Genomic DNA, 19,718 nt, shown 5'->3' with positions numbered 1-19,718 from the left:
GTTACTTCCCGCGATCGTGCCACCGGTTGCTCAGCGAAGCACATTGTCCGGCAGCAGTACCAGCTCGGCGGAACCGAAGGCCGCCGGCGCCGGCCCGTCCTCGAACACCACGGCCCGCAGGTCTTCCAGCGGTTCCGGATCCAACCGATCCAGACCGGCGCGATCGGTGAACAGGTGGGTGACCCATTCGTCGGCGAGCCCGTCGGTGTCGGCCTCGGCCGGCAACACCATCGACGCGCCGGTCATCCCCGCGCCGACCACCTCGAGCAACGCGGCGATGCCGTCGGCCCGGCCCTGCCGGAAGGTGCGGGACTCGAAGTCCAGCTCGGTGCGGGCCCGCAGCCGGTCGACCGCGGCGGCCAGCGCGTCGTAGCTGTGGCTGCCCTCCGCACCGAGGAAGGCCGGATCGGCGCCGCGCAGCGCCCGGGTGCGGTTGGCGTAGGTCACCGGCCGCGCCGACTCGCCCGCGATTTCGGCGGCGACCGCCGCATCGTCGAGGACCAGCCAGTCGATACCGTTCGGCCCCGCCTTCGGCCGGGCCGCGGCCACGGTGACTCCGGTCTTGATCTCCAGCTCCGCCGGCAGTTCGCCGCCGTCGACGACCGGGACCAGCGCGGCACCGGCCTTGAGCACCGCCCAGGACGCGACCGCCGACTCGATACCGCGCTCGAGCCGGACCGCGACCCCGGTGCCCGGACCGCAGCCGCGACCGATCAGAGCCCGGGCCAGCCGGGAGGAGCGGGCGTCGAGTTCCTGATAGGACACCGCCTCCTCACCCCAGGCCAGCGCCGGACCCTCGGGATCGTCTTCGACCGCGGCGGCCAGCGCCTGCGCCAGCGCGGTGCCGACGGTGGAGCCGGCCTCGGCCGGTTCGGTGCGGGCCGCCTCGGCCACGACCTCCGACTCGTCGTGCAGGTCGATCGCGCCGAGCAGGATCTGCGGGTCGGCGGCCACCGCCGCGAGGATGCGCTCGAATCGATCACCCAGCGTGCGCATCGTCACGGGATCGAACAGGTCCCGCGCGTAGGTCAAGACCGTGACCAGTTCCGCCGGTGAGCCGTCGGATTCGTGGCGCGGCTCGACCGTGACCTGCAGATCGAACTTCGCCGCCACGGCATCGGTGTCGACTGCGGCGATGGTCAGGCCCGGCAGTTCCAGCGTCGGCTGCTGCGTGTTCTGGAACGACAGCACGACCGTGAACAGGCTCTGCGCGCCGCCGCGTCCCGGGGCCACGACCTCGGCCACCCGTTCGAACGGGATATCGGAGTTCGCGAAGGCCGCCAGATCGGTGTCGCGGGCGGTTTCCACCAGCGCGTCGAAGGTGTCGGTGGTGTCGACACCGGTGCGCAGCGTCAGCGTGTTGACGAACATGCCGACCAGATCGTCCAGCGCGCGCTCGCCGCGGCCCGCGATCGGCGTGCCGACGACCACATCCGCGGTGCCGGACTGCCGGGCGAGCAGCACCGCCAGCGCGGCGTGCACCACCATGAACAGCGACGAATTATGTTCGCGCGCAATGCGGACCAGGCCCTCGTGCACCGCGGCCGGGATCGCGAAACCGATCGATTCGCCGCGCATCGACGGCACCGCCGGACGCGGATGATCGGGCGCCAGCAGCGGCGAACCGGACACCCCGGCGAGCCGATCCCGCCAGTAGGCGAGCTGCTTCGCCGCCACCGAATCCGGATCGTCGTCGGTGCCGATGGCCCGGCGCTGCCAGATCGCGAAATCGGCGTACTGGACTTCCAGTGGCGCCCAGCCCGGTTCGCGGCTGCCGGTGCGGGCCACGTAGGCGGTCATCAGATCGCGGGCCAGCGGGGCCATCGAGGAACCGTCGCCGGCGATGTGATGGATCACCAGCGCCAGCACCTGGTCGGCGCCGTTGCGCAGCAGCAGGGCGCGCACCGGAACCTGTTGGGTCACATCGAATCCGGTCGCCATGAGCGCGGCGATGCGGTCGATCGGCTCGGCGGTGTCCTCGACCGGCAGGCCCTCCGGCAGCGCCTCGCGGACCGAGAGGATCTCCTGATACGGCAACCCGCCCGGACCGCTCGCCGGATAGCGGGTGCGCAGCACCTCGTGCCGCTCCACTACATCGGCGACGGCCGCACGCAGCGCGTCCACGTCGAGATCGCCGGTGAGCCGGATCGCCAGCGGAATGTTGTAGGCCGGGGATTGCGGATCGAGCTGGTTGATCACCCACATCCGCTGCTGGGCCAGCGACAGCGGAATCCGCTCGCCGCGCGCGGCCGGCGCGAGGCGCGGGCGCACCGCACCGGCGGCCGCGCCGGGCACGATCCGCGCCGCGAGCGCCGCCACCGTCGAGGCCTCGAACAGTTCGCGGACCACGAGGTTCGCGTCGAGCGCCTCGTTGATGCGAGCCACCGCCCGGGTCGCGAGCAGCGAATTGCCGCCGAGGGCGAAGAAGTCGTCGTCGAGGCCGACCCCGGACGTCTGCGCTGCGGTCACACCGAGCAGATCGGCGAACACGTCGGCGACGGCCTGTTCGATCGGCGTACTCGGCGCCCGGAAGGCGGCCGCGCTGACGATCGCCGGTTCGGGCAGGGCGCGACGATCGAGTTTGCCGTTGGGCGTCAGCGGCAGCGCGTCGAGCACGACCACCACGTCCGGCACCATGTAGCCGGTCAGGAAGGCGCCGGCCTCGGCCCGCAGCGCGATCGGGTCGAGCGACGAGCCCGCCTCGGGCACCACATAACCCACCAGCCGATCGCCGGAGTGCTCACCGGTGCGGACCATCGCCACGGCCTGCGCGACACCGGTGCAACGCAGCAGCGCCGCCTCGATCTCGCCGAGTTCGATGCGAAAGCCGCGCAGCTGCACCTGCTGATCGCTGCGGCCGGCGTATTCCAGCGCGGCCTCGCCGTCGAAGCCGGCCCAGCGGCCGATATCGCCCGAGCGATACATCCGCGAACTGGGCGCACCGTAGGGATTGGCCACGAACCGCGTTGCGGTCAGGCCGGGACGCCCGAGGTAACCGCGCGACAGTTGCCGTCCGGCGATGTACATCTCGCCGGCCACCCCGACCGGCGCCGGATGCAGCCGATCGTCGAGCACATAGGTCTCCAGGCCCGGCAGCGCCCGGCCGATGACGCTGGCCGGATGGTCGGCCAGACCCTCGTCCAAGGCCAGGAACGACACGTGCACCGTCGTCTCGGTGATGCCGTACATGTTCACCAGCTGCGGCGTGGTGGAACCGTGCCGCTCGTACCAGCGCGCGAGCTGCCGCAGATCCAGCGCTTCACCGCCGAAGACGATGTAGCGCAGCGCGAATTTGGCCGCGACGGTCACCGCGGCATCGCCGGTGTGGCTGTGCGCGGCGCGGTCGGCCTCGGCGAGCTGATAGAACGCCGAGGGCGTCTGGTTCAGCACGGTGACCTGTTCGCGAATCAGCAACTCGCGGAACAACTCCGGCGACCGCGAGGTGAGGTGGTCGACCACCACGACCGCGCCGCCGTTGGCCAGCGAACACCACAGTTCCCACACCGAGAAGTCGAAGGCGAAGGAGTGGAACAGCGTCCACACGTCGGTCTCGTCGAAATCGAAGAGCAGCTGGGTGTTGGCGAACAGTTCCAGCACATTGCGGTGCGTGACGCCGACACCCTTGGGCACACCGGTGGAACCCGAGGTGTAGATGACGTAGGCCAGATCGGCCGGCCGCAGCGGGGCGAGCCGCTCGGCGTCGGTGATCGGGCCGCCGGCGAAGTTGCCGGTCTCCTCCAGCAGCACCGTCGCCAGGCCGGCGGCGGGTATCGCGTCGCGCAGCTCGGCGGTGGTGAGGACGCAGGCGGGCGCGGCGTCGCCGATCATGAATTCCAGCCGCTGCGCCGGATAGCCGGTGTCGATCGGCAGATAGGCGGCGCCGGCGAGCAGCACGCCGAGCAGCGCGACCGGCAGTTCCTCGGTGCGCGGCACCGCCACCGCCACCAGCGATTCCGGACCCACGCCCTGGGCGATCAGCGCCCGGGCCACCCGACTCGCACGCTGGTGCAGGTCACCGAAAGTGAGGGTGGTGTCGCCGAAGCGAACCGCCACCGCACCGGGACGACGCCGGGCCTGCGCGGTGATCAGATCCACCAGGGTCACCGGCGGCACCGGCGCGCCGGGCGAATTCCATTCGTGCAGAACGAGTTCCCGCTCACCGGGGGCCAGCACGTCGATATCGCCCACCACGGCCGCGGCGTCGGCGGCGACGGTGTTCAGGATGCGGATGAAGCGGTCGGTGAAATCACGCACCGTCGCCTCGTCGAAGAGGTCGGTGGCGTAACTGAAGGCCGCCGAGATACCTTGCGGCACACCGCGCTCGTCGATCCGCTCGGCCATCGCCAGCTGCAGATCGAACTTGGCGAGCTCGATGTCGAGATCGACACCGGAGACCGCCAGCCCGGGCAGCTCCAATTCGGTCCGGGCCAGGTTCTGGAAGGTCAGCATCACCTGGAACAGCGGGTGCCGTCCGGCCGACCGAGCCGGATCCAGGATCTCGACCAGCCGCTCGAACGGCACGTCGGCGTGGCCGAACGCCGCCACGTCCGTCCCGCGCACGTCGGCGAGTACCTGTTCGAAGCTGCGGGCCGGGTCGATTTCGGTGCGCAGCACCAGGGTGTTGACGAACATGCCGATCAGCTCGTCCAGCGCCGCCTCACCACGCCCCGCGACCGGGGTGCCGATCGCGATGTCGCGAGTGCCCGACAGCCGGGCCAGCAACACCGCGAGCGCGGCGTGCACGACCATGAACAAGGTCGAATGATGTTCGTGCGCAAGGCGGTTCAGTGCCGCGTGCACGCCCGGGTCGATCTCGAAGTCGAGGGTGGCGCCCCGATACGACGCGACCGCCGGCCGGGGCCGGTCGGCCGGCAGGTCCAGTTGTTCGGGCAGGGCGGCGAGTTCGCGGCGCCAGAAGTCGATCTGCGCGGCGAGAACCGAGTCGGGGTCGCCCTCGTTGCCCAGCGTTTCCCGTTGCCACAGGGCGTAATCCGCGTACTGGACGGCGAGCGGCGTCCATTCCGGATGGCCGCCGCGGACACGGTCGAGGTAGGCGGTCATCAGATCGCGGGTCAGCGGGCTCATCGAGAAGCCGTCACCGGCGATGTGGTGGACCACGCACACCAGCACGTGTTCGGTCTCGCCGGTCCGGAGCACCCGCAGGCGCACCGGCGGCGCGGCCGTCACGTCGAAACCGCCGGAGACGGTCTCGGCGACCACGGCGGCCACCTCGTCCGCGCGCGCCTCGAGCAGCGGAATCTCGGGCACCGCACGAGGATCCGACACCGGCAACACCCGCTGGTAGCCCTCGCCGTCGAGTTCCGGATAGATGGTGCGCAGCACTTCGTGGCGCTCCACCAGATCCCGCACCGCGGACCGCAGCGCGTCCACGTCGAGGCGTCCGCTCAGCCGCACCGCGACCGGGATGTTGTTGACCGCCCCGGCGGGATCGAAGCGGTTGAGGAACCACATGCGCTGCTGCGCATAGGACAGCGGGATGCGCTCGGGACGCGGCATCGGCCGCAGCCGCTCACCGGTATCGGTTCCGGCGTGCCGCTCCACCTGTTCGGCCAGCGCGGCCACTGTCGACGCCTCGAACAACAGCTGCACCGGCACCCGGGCGCCCAGCGCCGAGCCGATCCGGGCCGCCGCCTGCGCGGCCAGCAGGGAATTGCCGCCGAGTTCGAAGAAGTCGTCGTCGGCGCCCACCCGGCCGGGATTGTCGCCCTCGCCGGGAACGAGCAGGGCAGCGAACACCTCGGCGACGATCTCCTCCACCGGCGTACTCGGCGCCCGGAATTCGCGCGCGGCGAAGGTGGGCTCCGGCAGCCGGGCGCGGTCGAGTTTGCCGACCGGGGTCAGCGGGATCTCGTCCAGCGCCATGATCGCCGCGGGAATCATGTACGCGGGCAACGATTCCGCCAGGAAATCGTCCAGGGCCGCGATATCGACTGCGGCGCCGGGACGCGGCAGCACGTACGACACCAGCGCCGTCGCGCCCGAGGGCAGCGTGCGGCCGATGGTGGCGGCGAAATCGATATCGGGATGCGCGGTCAGCGCGTTGTCGATCTCGCCGAGTTCGATGCGGAAGCCGCGAATCTTGACCTGGAAATCCGAGCGGCCCAGATATTCGATGGTGCCGTCGGATTCGTTGCGGCGCACCAGGTCACCGGTGCGGTACAACCGGGCGCCCGGCCGGCCGGTTTCGGCGCCGAAGGGGCTGGCCACGAACCGTTCCGCGGTGAGCCCCGGGCGGCCCAGATATCCCTGAGCCAGCGCCGGACCCGACAGATACAGCTCGCCGACCACACCGGCGGGCACCGGGCGCAACCGCGAATCCAGCACGAACGCACCGACTCCGGCGATCGGGGTGCCGATCGTGATGGGCTCGCCGACAGCCATTTCCGCGCTGGAAGTGGCGAGGATCGTGGCCTCGGTCGGACCGTAACCGTTGTAGAAGCGGCGACCGTCGCGGGCCCAGCGGCCCACCAGCTCCGGGCCGAACTTGTCGCCCGCCACGACGACGACCTCGAGGTCGGGCAGCCCGGCGGGATCCACCGATTCCAGCGCGCCAGGGGTGATCAGCATGTGCGAAACCTGTTCGCGGCGCAGCAGTTCGGCCAGCTCGAAACCGCCGAACACCTCCGGCGGCGAGACCACCAGGGTCGCGCCCGACGAGAAGGCCAGCAGCAGTTCCAGGACCGAAACGTCGAAATTGGGCGAACAGACGTGCAGGACACGGGAATCCTCGGTCACGTCGTAGTGCTCGCGCTCGGCGGCGACCAGACCGCCGAGTCCGGCATGGGTCACCACAACGCCCTTGGGACGGCCGGTGGAGCCCGAGGTGTAGATCACGTAGGCCGGGTGATCCTCGGTGAGCGGGCGGACCCGGTCGGTATAGGAGATCGGATGGGCGGGGCGCGCGCCGATCCGCTCGGAGACCACCGGATCGTCGAGTTCGAGCCAGTACACGCCCGTCCCCAGCGCCCGGCGGTGGGCTCCGGTGGTCAGGCCGAGTACCGCACCGGAGTCCGCGACGATATGCGCGATGCGCTCCGGCGGATAGGCCGGGTCGACCGGCACGTAGGCGGCGCCCGCCTTGGCGATCGCCCACACCGACAGCACCGATTCGATCGAGCGCGCGATGCCGATGGCCACCACGTCGCCCGCGCCGATACCGCGCGCGATGAGTTCCCGGGCCAGGCGCGAGGACGCCTCGTCCAACTCTCGATAGGTCAGCTGCCGCGCGTCGGCCGGCTCACCGGTCGGATCGAACCGGATCGCTACCGCGTCCGCGGCGGATTCCACCGCAGCGGTCAGCAGTTGACCGAAAAGCGGGCTGCCCGACCGGCGGCGACGACCTCCACGAGCGGAACGGCGGGCAGTATCCATTCGAGTGTCTTCACCTCTCGCGTCCAGCAGGTCCGCACGGTCCAACACCCCCTCGCGCGGTCCGAGCAATCATATAAGGATGGCTGAGTTCCCGGGGCACGGCCGATCTACGGCCGCAACCCGCCGGTTCTCCTAGTTCTCATCGCTGCCAGGGTGCCTCGATGTTGCACCCCGCGTCGACCTCCGTGACTCTAGTCACAGCCGCACCGGCGGCCGCATGTCACAGCCAGCCGCGGCGAATCGCCTGCACGCCGGCCTGGAACCGGGTACTGGCACCCAGGCGTTCCAGCAGGCTCGCGGTCCGCCGCACCACCGTGCGCCGGGACATGCCCAGCCGCCGGGCGATGGTGTCGTCCGTCGCGCCCAGGCCCATCAGGGTCAGGATGGCCCGGTCGCGTTCGTCCAGCGGCTGATCCGGATTCACCGAGATCGGCGCGGCCAGCGACCACAACACCTCGAAGGTGTGCACGATCGCGTCCAGCGTCGGACAGGCCGCGATGCGCAACCCCATCGGATCGCCGCGGCGTTCGTCGTGATGCAGCATCAGCGCCGCGCGGTCGTCGTCGGCGATGATCACCTTGAACGGCGGATCGGGCAGGGTGCGCGCCTGCGCTCCAGCGGTATTGGCCTGCAGGGCGAAGCGCAGCCGATCGGGATCCTGATAGATGGTGTCCTGATACAGCGTCTGATAGCGCACGCCCGCCGCCATCCGCGCCGAGCGCAGGTCGAACAGCCGCGCGGCGCGCTCGCCCTCGCACAGGTACGGGCCCCGGTCGATCATCCGGATCCGGCTGCGCGCGGCCCGCTGCAGATCCTCGAATTCGGCGACCACCTCGCGGGCCTCGTACATCGGCACGACCGTGCCGTCGCCGCGGGTGGTACGCCGCACCGAGCGGAAGGTCTCACCGAGCCGGGCCGCGGCGTCGTGCATGCGCGCGGTTTCGGCCTGGCGGCGGCGGGATTCGGCTTCCGACAGGGCCTCGGGAGCATGGGCGTCCCAGCGGACGGTGTCGTCGATCTCGATGCGGACCACGGCCTGCATCTCGCAGAGGGCGTCCAGTGCGGCCGCGACGGCCTCGCGGGAGCACTCCAGATATTGCGCCAGTTCCGACAGGCTGGACCGCGGATGCTGCACCAGAGCCGTGTAGGTGCGGCCGTGCAGGGATCCGCAATCGAACAACTCGTGCAAACCAGTCAATGCATCAACCCCCCGCGGCCGGCCGAGCCGGGCGGCCGACGACAGCGCGGGCGCTATTCGCCCGCCCCCCACGACTGCTGGGACAGGACGACGCCCTTGCTCGCCAGATAGGGAGCCGGATCGATCTTGACGTCGCTGGGATCCCAGATCTCCAGATGCAGGTGCGGGCCGGTGGAGTTGCCGCGGTTGCCGACGGTGGCGATCACGTCACCGGCGTTCACCCGCTGGCCGACGTGAGTGAGGATGTCGTTGACGTGGCCGTACACCGCGGTGGTGCCGTCGTCCTGCTTCACCCGGACCCACAGCCCGAAGCCCGAGGCGGGACCGGCGTCGATCACCGTGCCGTTCTCCACCGAATGAATAGGAGTGCCGATCGAATCGGCGAAGTCGACACCGTAATGCATGGCGCCCCACCGGGATCCGAAGCCGGAACTCACGACCCCGGCCACCGGTCGCACGGCCTGGGCCGGCGCGAGCTGCTGCTGGATACCCTTCAGCACCTCTTCGGCGTGCGAGAGCGGGCCGGCGACCTCGGGCGGCAGATTCTGCAGACCGAACGGCGCGGGCGCGGGCGCGGCCACCGGCTGGGCCTGCGGTGCGGCCGGAGTCTCGGCGGCGACCGGGGCGGCGACGGGTGCGGCCTGCTCGGCCTCGTGCGCGGGTTCGGAGGCCGACTTCAGCGCGACCGGTTCGGGAGTGTCGTTGTGGCCGCCGGGCAGCAGCGGCGCGGCGTGCGCGAACTGGGTGGCGGTGCTTATCAGCGCACCGGTCGCGACCGCGGCGCTCGCGGCGAGCTTCATCCGGTCGCCGGTGCGCGGCTGGGCGCGATGACGAGTGGGACGCTCGGCGAGGCCGCTGGCGGCGGAGATGTCATCGAGCAGGTCCTGAACGGATACGGAACTGGATGTCTCACGGTGCTGCGGCAAGGCTCGTCCTAGCGTCGATCAACTCGGTGGCGACGCCGGTCGAAACCTGGCATTCGGTAACGATTCGGCATCTGTTGTGACGGAAACTGTACTCCGTCGTGACCTTTTCGCAACCTCCCTGACGGAATCAGCAGGTGGAGGGCTGATCTTGGTACTGCGGGCACCGTTACCGAGGCCCGGCGCCGGGTTCAGACTGAGGGGATGATCCTCGACAACGTGCGCACCCCGATCGTGCTGGCGCCGATGGCCGGCGGCCCGTCCACCCCGGAACTCGCCGCCGCTGTCGGCAACGCGGGCGGTCTGGGATTCCTCGCCGCCGGATATCTGAGCGCCACCGATACCGCCGCGCGCATCACAGCGCTGCGCGAACTGACCGAGACCCCCTTCGGGGTGAACCTGTTCGTTCCGGGCGCGCCCACACCGCCGGAACACTTCGCGGTCTACCTCGACCGGCTGGCCCGCCGTTTCCCTCTCGGCGAGGCGCGTTTCGACGCCGACGCCTGGGCGGAGAAGCTCGATCTGCTCACCGCCGAGCCGGTCGCGGTGGTCTCGTGCACCTTCGGCTGCCCGTCGGAGACCGAGATCGAGCGCCTGCATCGCGCCGGGACCGAGGTCTGGGTGACGGTGACCTCGGTGCCCGAGGCCCGGGTCGCCGCCGAGACGGGTGCCGATGTCCTCGTCGCCCAGGGCGCGGAGGGCGGCGGACACCGCGGCGGTTTCGCCGATCGGCCCGAGGAGGACGGCGCCGACCCCCTCACCACCCTGGCGCTGGTGCAGCTGGTGCGCGCCGCGGTCGACACGCCCGTGGTCGCGGCGGGCGGCATCGCCACCGGCGCGGGTATCGCCGCGGTCCTCGCCGCCGGCGCCGCGGCCGCACAACTGGGCACGGCCTTCCTCCGCTGCCCGGAGGCGGGCACCTCGGCGCTGCACCGCGATGCGCTCGCGATCGAGACGCCCACCATGCTGACCCGCGCCTTCAGCGGCCGCCGGGCCCGTGGACTGCGCAATCAATTCATGCTCGACAATCCCGACGCGCCTGCGGCCTACCCCGAAATCCATTACGCCACCGGACCGTTGCGCGCGCAGGCTCGCGCCGCCGACAACCCCGACGCGGTGAACCTGTGGGCCGGGCAGGCGCACACCCTCGCCGACGCCGTTCCGGCCGCCGACCTGGTACGCACGCTCACCGAGGAAACGAAAGCCGCTCTGCAATCGGCACTTTCGCGGCCATTCGGGTCTTGTTGACAACGTTTGTCGTTTAGACTCATGGGACATCACCCGCCATCCCACGAGGAGAGCGTCATGTCATTGGATGTCCCAGCCGCACTGCTCGAACGCGCCGAAAGCGGTCCGGTCAGCGACGAGGAATTCGTCGAATGCGTTCGTACCTCACTGCCCTACGCCTACGAGGTCGTCAGCCGCGTGGCCGCCGATCTGCGTTCCGGCACAGCAGAATTCGCGGACAATCAGGTCCCCCCGCCGGACGAGACCGCCCGCGGACAACTGCTGCGCGCGATGGCGTCGGATTCGATTCGCGGCAGCCTGGAGCGGCATTTCGGCATCAAACTCGCCTTCCAGAACTGCCATCGGGTGGCGGCCTTCCCGCTCTCGGCCGTCGGTGGCGACACCTACTCCACCTTCATCTCCACCCGCGCTCAACTGCTCAATCAGAGCCCGGAACTGCGTAACTGCTGAACCGTACGGTTCCGGCGCCGGAGGTGTCCGGCGCCGGGACCGGCGTTACGCTCCGGCGCCCTCGCCCCACTCCCGCAGCCGCCGTTTGAGGACCTTGCCGGTGGGATTGCGCGGCAGTTCGTCGATGAACACCACGTCGCGAGGCACCTTGTAGCGCGCGAGGTTGGCCTTCACATGCGCTTTGATCTCCTCCGCGCCGAGAGCTTCGGTGGTGCGGACGACGAAAGCGACCAGTCGCGCGCCGTATTCGTCGTCGGGTACGCCGATGACCGCGGCCTCGCGCACGTCCGGATGTGCGTCGAGCAATTCCTCGACCTCGGCCGGGAACACGTTCTCACCGCCGGAGACGATCATGTCGTCGTCGCGCCCGTCGATGAAAAGCCTTCCGGCCGAATCGAAATGGCCGACATCGCCGGTGGACATCAGGCCGCGGATCCGCTCCTTACCGCCGCCACCGGTATAGCCGTCGAAGGGAATCGCGTTGCGGACGAAGATCCGCCCGGTCGTCCCGGCCGGTACGGGCTCGCCCCGCTCGTCGAGGATCTCGACCACCGCGCCCACCACCGGTGACCCCACACATCCCGGCTCCTGAGCCAGATCCTCCGGCGTGGCGATGGTGGCGTAGGCGACCTCGGTGGATCCGTACAGGTTGTAGACGACCGGCCCGAACGCTGCCGTCACCCGCCGGCACAGCTCGGCGCCCAGCTGCGATCCGGCGACGAAAATAATGCGCAGCGCCGACAGATCCCGCTCGCGCACCGCCTGCGGACCCGATTCGACCATGCGCGCGAGCATCACCGGCACCACGATCAACGCGGTCGCACGGTGCTCGGCCATACTGTCGATCACCCGCTGCGGATCGAAGCGCCGCCGGATCACCAATGTCGAGCCGAAGCCGATGGCCAGCAACGACATTGCGAAACCGAGGGTGTGGAACAGCGGCGCCGGACATTCGGTCACCTCACGGGTCCGGAACGGCACCTTGCTGAGAATCGCGCCCAGCGGTTCCAGTGAACGCGGCTCCGACCGCGGCGCACCCTTGGGCGTGCCGGTGGTGCCGCTGGTCAACAGGATGATCTTGGCGCCGGAACGCGAGATCGGCGGCGTGGCGGGCGAGCCGCCGGTGATCAGCGACTCCAGGCTGGAGGTGTGCCCGGTCTCCGACCACGCCCGATAGGCCCCGCGCCGAGGGCTCAGATCGCCGAGGATGGATTCGTATTCCTCGTCGTACACCAGCAGATCGGCGCCCTCGCGGGCTGCCACATCCCGCAGTTGCGGCCCGGCGAAGTCGGTGTTCAACAAGATGATCCGGGCCCCGCACTTGGCCGCGGCGAAGACCGCGTCGAGCAGGCCGCGGTGGTTGCGGGCCAGAATCGCCACACCCTCGCCGGTGCGCAGTCCGCGTTTTCGCCATTCGTTGGCCAGCCGGTTGGAACGGTCCTCGAGTTCGCGGTAGCTCAGCGTGCCGAGTTCGTCGATCACCGCGGCCCGATCGCCGTAGCGGGCGGCGGCCAGCCGCAGCAGCGCGGGCAGCGCACCGTGCCGGAGCAGCGCGTCGCCCGCGGACAGCAACGTCAACGGCGAGTCGATTCCGACCACGCCACTGCCGACCGCGAGCCGCAGATATTCCAGCTCGGCCCACGCCCGCGCGATCACAGTGCGTAACAGATTCACCGTCATGCTCGAATCCCCCTGCCGCGCCGACTGTCTCGCATCGGATGGCGGTGCACGCCCATTACGCCGGACCTCTCTGTCCCCGCCCGGTGGAGCGGAGTCCGCGAGGAGGCAACGGCTGCGTGGCCACGCGGGCTCCCCTGTCGGGCGCTACAACACCGCCATTTCGACGGTACGCGCCCTCACCGTAACCCCGCGGCACACTGTCGGTCGACCGGCAGCGGGCGGCATCGGCCGACCGCGGCCGTGCGGCTCGACTCGCTACTTTCCGTGTGCCCGCAACTGGTACAGCCCGCGAGTCTCGGCGACGACCACGCCGTCGGCGTCGGTCACGGTGGCCTCGAGGGTGAAGTCGGCCTTGCCGTTGGCCTCGGCGGCGGCGATCACCTGGGCGATCTCCTCCTCCGAAAGCGAAGCCTGGGCCCGCACATCGGTTTTCGCCGGCTTGCGGAAGAAGATCTGCAGGTCCTTCACGAGCGGGTAGTACTTGGCGCTGTCGAAGGTGGCGATCGGAATGGCGCCGCCGAGGATTTCCGCGACGGTGAACAGCACGCCGGCGTACATGACGCCGAAGTGGTTGCCGTTGCCCTCGATCGGCACGGTGGTGGCGGCGAAGCCGGGCCGCACCTCGAGCGCCTGCACACCCATCTTGTGCGCGATCGGGATGGTGAACTCCAGCGCGCCGTTCACCACATCCGCGAACGCGGGGGTGTCGTTGTTCGTCTCGGCGCTGCTCGTCTCGGTCATCGCCAACCCTTTCTGCACGTGATCGGACGCCCACCGGACGCCGGTGCTCAGCCTACGACACCTTGTTGACATAGCGCCAACAGGTGCCGCGATCGCCCGCCGACCGGCACGGGCGGGCACCACCGCACCCGCTCACACCGCGGGCGCGACCGGATGTTCCGGCCGCGCCCGCGGGGATTCGTTCACAGCGTCGGGACGCTCGATCTCACAGCGTCGGGACGCTCGACTTCACAGCGTGGTGACGCTCAATTCGCCGTCGGCATACCGAGCCCGCAGCCGCTTCTTGTCGAATTTGCCGACGCTGGTCTTGGGCACCTCGTCGATGAAGGTCCAGTGCTCGGGCAACTGCCACTTGGCGAACTTGTCCGCCAGGAAATCGCGCAATTCGGCCGGTTCGGCGGTCGCACCCTCCTTGAGGACGATGGCGACCAGCGGCCGCTCGTCCCACTTCTCGTCCGGCACACCGATCACCGAGGCCTCCGCGACGGCCGGATGACCCATGATCGCGTTCTCCAGATCGACCGAGGAGATCCATTCGCCGCCGGACTTGATCACATCCTTGGATCGGTCGACCAGCGTGAGGTAGCCGTTGGGCGTGATCTTGCCGACGTCACCGGTGCGCAGCCAGCCCTCGTCGAACTTGTCCGGGTCGACGGACGCGCCCTCGGGTGAGTAATAGGCCCCCGCGATCCACGGGCCGCGCACCTCGAGTTCGCCCACGGCCTCGCCGTCGTTGGGCAGCACCGAGCCGTCGTCGCCGACCAGGCGCGCCTGGACCAGCGCCGGGAACCGTCCCTGTGTGTAGCGGTACTCCCATTCGTCCTCGCCCGACACGCCCCTCGGCGGATGCGCGACGCTGCCCAGCGGGGAGGTTTCGGTCATCCCCCAGGCGTGCAGCAGCCGCACTCCGTGCTTCTCCTGGAAGGCCCGCATCATCGACGGCGGCAGCGCGGACCCACCGACGACCACCTCGCGCAGATGCGTGATGTCCTGCGGCTTCGCCTCCAACTGCGCCAGCACGCCACCCCAGATGGTCGGCACCGCCGCGGCGAAGGTCGGCTGCACCGCGGCCATCATCTCCAGCAGCGGCGCCGGTTGCAGGAAGCGGTCGGGCATCAGCACGCTCGCCCCCGAGAGCATCGCGGCGTACGGCAGGCCCCAGGCGTTGGCGTGGAACAGCGGCACGATGGCCAGCACGGTGTCGTCGGAGGTGAATCCCATACTCGCGTTGGTCAGCACCTGCATGGCGTGCAGCACATTGGACCGGTGCGAATACACCACGCCCTTGGGGTCGCCGGTGGTGCCGGAGGTGTAGCACATCCCGGCCGCGGAGCGTTCGTCGACGACCGGGAAATCGTAGGTATCGGGTTGTCCCGCAAGCAGTTCCGTGTAGGAGTGCACCTGCACGCCCTCGGGGGCGGTCAGATCCGCGGCATTGCCGTTGGCCACGATGACGTGGCGGACGGTCTTCAGCGTCGGGAGGTAATTGGCGAACATCGGCAGCAGCGAGCCGTCGACGATCACGACCCGGTCCTCGGCGTGATTGGCCACGTAGGTGACCTGCTCGGGGAACAGCCGCAGGTTCAGCGCGTGCAGTACGGCGCCCATCGCGGGCACGGCGGCGTAGGCGACCATATGTTCGTTGTTGTTCCACATGAACGTGGCGACCCGGTCGCCCACATCGATCCCCAGGCCTCGCAGCGCGTTGGCCAGCCGCGCCGATTCCGCACCCAATTCCCGATAGGTCATGGTGCGCACCCCGTCGCCCGTCCAGGTCGACACCGTGGCATCGCCGTGGAACGTGGACGCATATCGCAGCAGGGTGGCCAGCGACAGTTGATCGTCCTGCATCGTGCTCAACATCAGTAACCGCACTCCTTCACCGGTGAACGACGTCACACCTGCCGCGAGGATAGCCGAAACCGGACGTAGCGGTTATCGGCCCGACCGAATGGTCCACTTTTCCCGCGACACGCGGCGCGAACAGCACAGACATGGGATGAATCGGCTGCACGTGGCGAACCCCTGATCGCCACGTGCAGCCATCCCTGCCGTCCGGGTGCACCCGGGTGCGGCAGATCCGTCCCGAATGGCCGCGGTCGCGCGACGACACCCCCTGCAGCGCCGTCGAAAACGCCAAATACCCACCGGGACAGGCTTTTTGAAGAGGAACTGCTATAGATAGTAGGTTCGCCGGGCCGGAACTGTCCAGCGGAGTCGCATATCCGGTCCCGCGCGGCAGTCGCGGCATGGCCGGAAATATTGATTCGTTGGCCGCTGATCTCTCGGAAACGGCCGTCCCGCGCCCTACTCTTCGACTATGACTGCCACGCCGTCCATCGTGATCATCGGCGCCGGATTCGCCGGCCTCGGCATGGCGCTGGAATTGCAGCGCGCCGGTATCGACAATTTCACCATCGTCGAGAAGGCCGGCGATCTCGGCGGCGTCTGGCGCGAGAACACCTATCCGGGCGCGGCCTGCGATGTGCCCTCGCCGCTGTACTCGTGGTCGTTCGAACCCAAATCCGACTGGCCGCGCCGCTTTTCACAGCAGCGCGACATCCACGCGTATATGCGCGCGGTCGCCGAGAAGCACGATCTGCCGCGCAAGATCCGCTTCGGCATCGAGGTCACCGATGCGGAATTCGATGCCGTGCGCGGTGTCTGGCAGATACGCACCGCCGACGGCGAAACCCTCACCGCCGACATACTGATTCCAGCGGTGGGCCAGCTCTCGCGTCCGGCGATGCCGAACATTCCCGGTATCGACACCTTCACCGGTCCCGCCTTCCACTCCGCCGAATGGGACCACGGCGTCGATCTCACCGGTAAGCGGGTGGCGTGCATCGGCACCGGAGCCAGTGCGATCCAATACATTCCGGCCATTCAGCCGACCGTCGGGCATCTCACCCTGTTCCAGCGCTCCGCGGCCTGGGTGCTGCCGAAATTCGATACCGAATACACCGGCCTGCATCACGCGCTGTTCAAGTACTTTCCGCCCAGCCGATGGGCCGAACGCTTCGCCATCTGGACCTTCTTCGAGGTGATGGCACTGGCACTGACCGACGTGCCGTGGATCAAACATCCGGTGATCGCGATCGCCGACCGGCATCGCGCCAACGCCGTACCCGACGAGGAATTGCGCGCCAAACTCACGCCGGATTACGCCGCCGGATGTAAGCGCGGCCTCTTCTCCAACGAGTACTTTCCCGCGCTCGCCCAGCCCAATGTCAGTGTGGAGACCACCGCCATCGAGGCGGTGACGGAGAACGGAATCCGCACCGCCGACGGCGTCGAGCATCCGGTGGACGTGATCATCTACGGCACCGGATTCAAGGGCACCGAATTCCTCGCGCCGATGCACATCTACGGTCTCGGCGGCCGCAAACTGTCCGACGAATGGGCGCCGGAGGGTGCGCGGGCCTTCCTGGGTATGTCGGTGCCGGGCTTCCCGAATCTGTTCATGATGTACGGGCCCAATACCAATGTGGGCTCCGGCTCGATCATCTACATGCTGGAGTCACAGGCCCGCTACATCCGGCAGGTGGTGGAGTATCTGTCCGCCGAACCCGGACATTTCCTCGCCGCGCAGCCCGCCGCCGAACAGGCCTGGGACGACTGGTTGCGCAAGCGCCTGGCCGATACGCCGTGGAACTTCTGCTCCAGCTGGTACCGCAACGCCTCCGGCCGCATCACCAACAACTGGCCCGGCGCCACCCTGCTGTTCCGATGGAAGACACGGCGTTTCGACCCGGCCGACTATGCCGAGGGCGTGGCCGGATCCTGAGTCGCCACCGCGGTGTTCACAACCGGATGGTGGTGAACACCGCGACCGTGCTGTCCTGCCGGTAGTAGATGTCCGCGGGTGGGTCGGCGAGATGCGCATCGGGGAGCCAGCTGTAATCGACGGCCCGCAGGGTGAGTGGCCCGGCCGGGGCCGTGAGCTCGACCTCGACCCCCGCGGCGGGTGGCGCGTAGAACCGGAACCCCGCGGGCGGCACCGGCGTGATGTCACGGCCGGCGACCGTCAGTGAGCGGACCTGCCCGGCATACCGCAGCGCGACGGAGGTGGCTCCGCGCGTGGATCGCAGCCGCAGTCGCACGGTGCGCAGATCCGCCTCGGTGCGATCGGAGAGAATATCGGCCGCCGGACCGGAGAGATCGTGCGGCGGGGCGGCGCCGACGGCCGCCGCGTCGGTCCACAGTTGCGCGAATGCCCCGTGCGGAGAACCGGATTCGACGAATTCTCGCGTCCATCGATCCGGTGCCGCGGTGGACATCCACTGCGCCTCGCGGGTGTCCGCATCCAGCGCATACGACAGTTGCGACATCAGCGGATGCCGTGCGTCGAACCGGTCCACGATCGTTCCGGTCGCCGCGAGCGCCACCGTGAGGACCACCGCGGCGACGGGGACCAGGACACCGCCGCGGCTCGGCCACGCATGGGTCAGAGTGAGCGTGAACAAGCCGCCGAGAATCAGCACCACGGGCGCGGTGAGGTATGCGGCGGCGGCGATTCCGGTCTGCAACGCCGCGTACGCGGTGCCACCGGCGAATACCGCCGCCGGGACGAGGAACAAAGTGAGCACCGGCAGCCGCAGGCGGTCGGGCACGGCGAAGGTCAGCACGACGCCGGCGGCTGCGGCGAGCGCCGGAATCACCACCATCACACCGGCTGCCGGCGACAGGGCCGTGACCACCGCACCGATCGCGGTCACCGCGCACAGCACACCCACGGCCGTCGCGGAGGGCCCGAACAGCCGCCGCGACACGGCGTACCAGGCGGCCAGGACGGCCACACAGGCCAGCACCACGGCCGCGCCGTAGAACTGCGGCCGATACGGATCGACGAACAGCTCGCGGTACTCCGGGCGGATCCACGTGATCGCGGTCCACAACCCGTAGACGACGCCCATGCCGATCGGAACCGCCACCAGCGCGGTCGCCGCCGCGCCCAGAGTCCGGCCGATCGTGGCCTCACCGGTACGCCGGATCCGCCACACCACCCAGGCCACGAGCAGCACCGAGGCCACCGCGGCCACGACCACCACCCACAGCGGCAACGCCACCAGCTCACCGAACGGCAGCGGGAAATACGCGCGATCCGGCTGATCGGCCGCGGCCCGCAGATCCCGCGCCGCGAATTCGCGCGCCGCGGTGGTGGTGTTGTCACCGAATTGCTGCACGGTGGCGAGGTCGACGTGGTCCGGATCATCGAACGGGTTGTGGTAGTAGGCGTTCCGGCCGGCGAAGGCCCAGTCGAGCACCCGGAAGCCACGTGGATCGAGCGCCGCGAAATCGGTGATGCTCCCGGTCTGAGCACCGGCCAGGGTCGTGGACAGCGAATCGGTGTTCGGATGCGGTACCCCGGTGACCACGCCGATCAGCCCGGCATCGGGATGGCTGATCCGCCACAGCATCGGTGGACCACCGGCGCCGCGCGCCTCGTGATTGATCACCACACCGCCGCGCGGATCGGCGCCGCCGGAGGTCGCGAAGGCCTCGGCGCCGAGCAGGCCCACCTCTTCGGCGTCGGTGAGCAGCACCACGAGATCGTTGCGCGGCTGCGGTCCGCTCGCCCGCAGCGCGCGCACCGCCTCCAGGATGGTCGCGACGCCGACCCCGTCGTCGTTCGCGCCGGGGCCGGGCGGCACCGAATCATAATGCGCGACAAGATAAATGGTGCCGGTCGCGGCGCGCCCCGGCCAGCGCGCGACGATATTTCCGGTCTGCCCGAGCACCGCTACCGCACGATGTGGATCCACCGGATACCTGCCTACTCCGGAGCGAACATCGGTGTCCAGGCCCAGTTCTCGCAGTTTCCCCACCAGGTGGTCGCGCACCCGATCGTGTTCGGCGGTGCCGACGGGATGTGGCCGCGAGGCGATCTCCCGAATCGTCGCCAGCGCGCGCTCGGCACTGAATTCTCCGGCCGGGGTCGCGATGTCGCGATATCCGTGCGGTTGTTGCTCCCAGGCCGTCGCGATCGCGATCAGGACCAGGACAGCGAAGGCCAGCACACCCGATACTCGACGCCCCATCGTGCGATGGTAACCCGGAAAAACCGTAGAAAACGGGCAGGCCGA

The 19,718-nt window shown here is 69.3% G+C and carries 10 protein-coding genes; 3 read left to right on the top strand and 7 right to left on the bottom strand.

What is annotated here, in order from left to right; genetic code table 11:
- Positions 1–30: 30 nt before the first annotated feature.
- The 3 genes from IRT45_RS00480 to IRT45_RS00470 form a co-directional block, all read right to left on the bottom strand.
- On the bottom strand, positions 31–7,392 hold the full coding sequence (locus tag IRT45_RS00480; protein WP_194803909.1) for a non-ribosomal peptide synthetase: 7,362 nt from the start codon (positions 7,390–7,392) through the stop codon (positions 31–33).
- Positions 7,393–7,612: 220 nt separating this feature from the next.
- Positions 7,613–8,590 carry a helix-turn-helix transcriptional regulator gene (locus tag IRT45_RS00475; RefSeq protein WP_194803908.1) on the bottom strand — a complete coding sequence of 326 codons (978 nt, stop codon included), beginning with the start codon at positions 8,588–8,590 and terminating at the stop codon, positions 7,613–7,615.
- A 53-nt stretch (positions 8,591–8,643) separates the two neighbouring features.
- A complete protein-coding gene (locus IRT45_RS00470; protein ID WP_228533217.1) occupies positions 8,644–9,516 on the bottom strand; it encodes a M23 family metallopeptidase in 873 nt (290 codons plus the stop codon).
- 201 nt (positions 9,517–9,717) lie between these two features.
- Between IRT45_RS00470 and IRT45_RS00465 the strand changes: the two genes are divergently transcribed.
- Together IRT45_RS00465 and IRT45_RS00460 are read left to right on the top strand one after the other, a co-directional pair.
- Positions 9,718–10,761, top strand: a complete 1,044-nt coding sequence (locus IRT45_RS00465; protein WP_194803907.1) for a nitronate monooxygenase — start codon at positions 9,718–9,720, stop codon at positions 10,759–10,761.
- A gap of 57 nt (positions 10,762–10,818) precedes the next feature.
- Complete coding sequence (locus IRT45_RS00460; RefSeq protein ID WP_030513337.1) at positions 10,819–11,211, top strand: SCO5389 family protein; 393 nt, start codon at positions 10,819–10,821, stop codon at positions 11,209–11,211.
- 45 nt (positions 11,212–11,256) lie between these two features.
- Here the strand turns inward: IRT45_RS00460 and IRT45_RS00455 are convergent, their stop codons facing one another.
- The 3 genes from IRT45_RS00455 to IRT45_RS00445 all read right to left on the bottom strand — a co-directional run bounded on the left by IRT45_RS00455 (position 11,257) and on the right by IRT45_RS00445 (position 15,495).
- Entirely contained in the window at positions 11,257–12,891 is a 1,635-nt protein-coding gene (locus IRT45_RS00455) for an acyl-CoA synthetase (RefSeq protein ID WP_194803906.1), read from the bottom strand.
- Between the two features lie 255 nt (positions 12,892–13,146).
- Complete coding sequence (locus IRT45_RS00450) at positions 13,147–13,632, bottom strand: PaaI family thioesterase (RefSeq protein ID WP_194803905.1); 486 nt, start codon at positions 13,630–13,632, stop codon at positions 13,147–13,149.
- Between the two features lie 228 nt (positions 13,633–13,860).
- A complete protein-coding gene (locus tag IRT45_RS00445) occupies positions 13,861–15,495 on the bottom strand; it encodes a long-chain fatty acid--CoA ligase (protein ID WP_194803904.1) in 1,635 nt (544 codons plus the stop codon).
- Between the two features lie 457 nt (positions 15,496–15,952).
- Between IRT45_RS00445 and IRT45_RS00440 the strand changes: the two genes are divergently transcribed.
- A complete protein-coding gene (locus IRT45_RS00440) occupies positions 15,953–17,419 on the top strand; it encodes an NAD(P)/FAD-dependent oxidoreductase (RefSeq protein ID WP_194803903.1) in 1,467 nt (488 codons plus the stop codon).
- A gap of 16 nt (positions 17,420–17,435) precedes the next feature.
- Here the strand turns inward: IRT45_RS00440 and IRT45_RS00435 are convergent, their stop codons facing one another.
- Entirely contained in the window at positions 17,436–19,673 is a 2,238-nt protein-coding gene (locus IRT45_RS00435; protein WP_194803902.1) for a M20/M25/M40 family metallo-hydrolase, read from the bottom strand.
- Positions 19,674–19,718: the final 45 nt, after the last annotated feature.

Source organism: Nocardia sp. BSTN01 (assembly GCF_015354405.1).
In the GTDB taxonomy this organism is placed as follows: domain Bacteria; phylum Actinomycetota; class Actinomycetes; order Mycobacteriales; family Mycobacteriaceae; genus Nocardia.
This window is presented reverse-complemented; position numbering and strand designations above follow the sequence as displayed.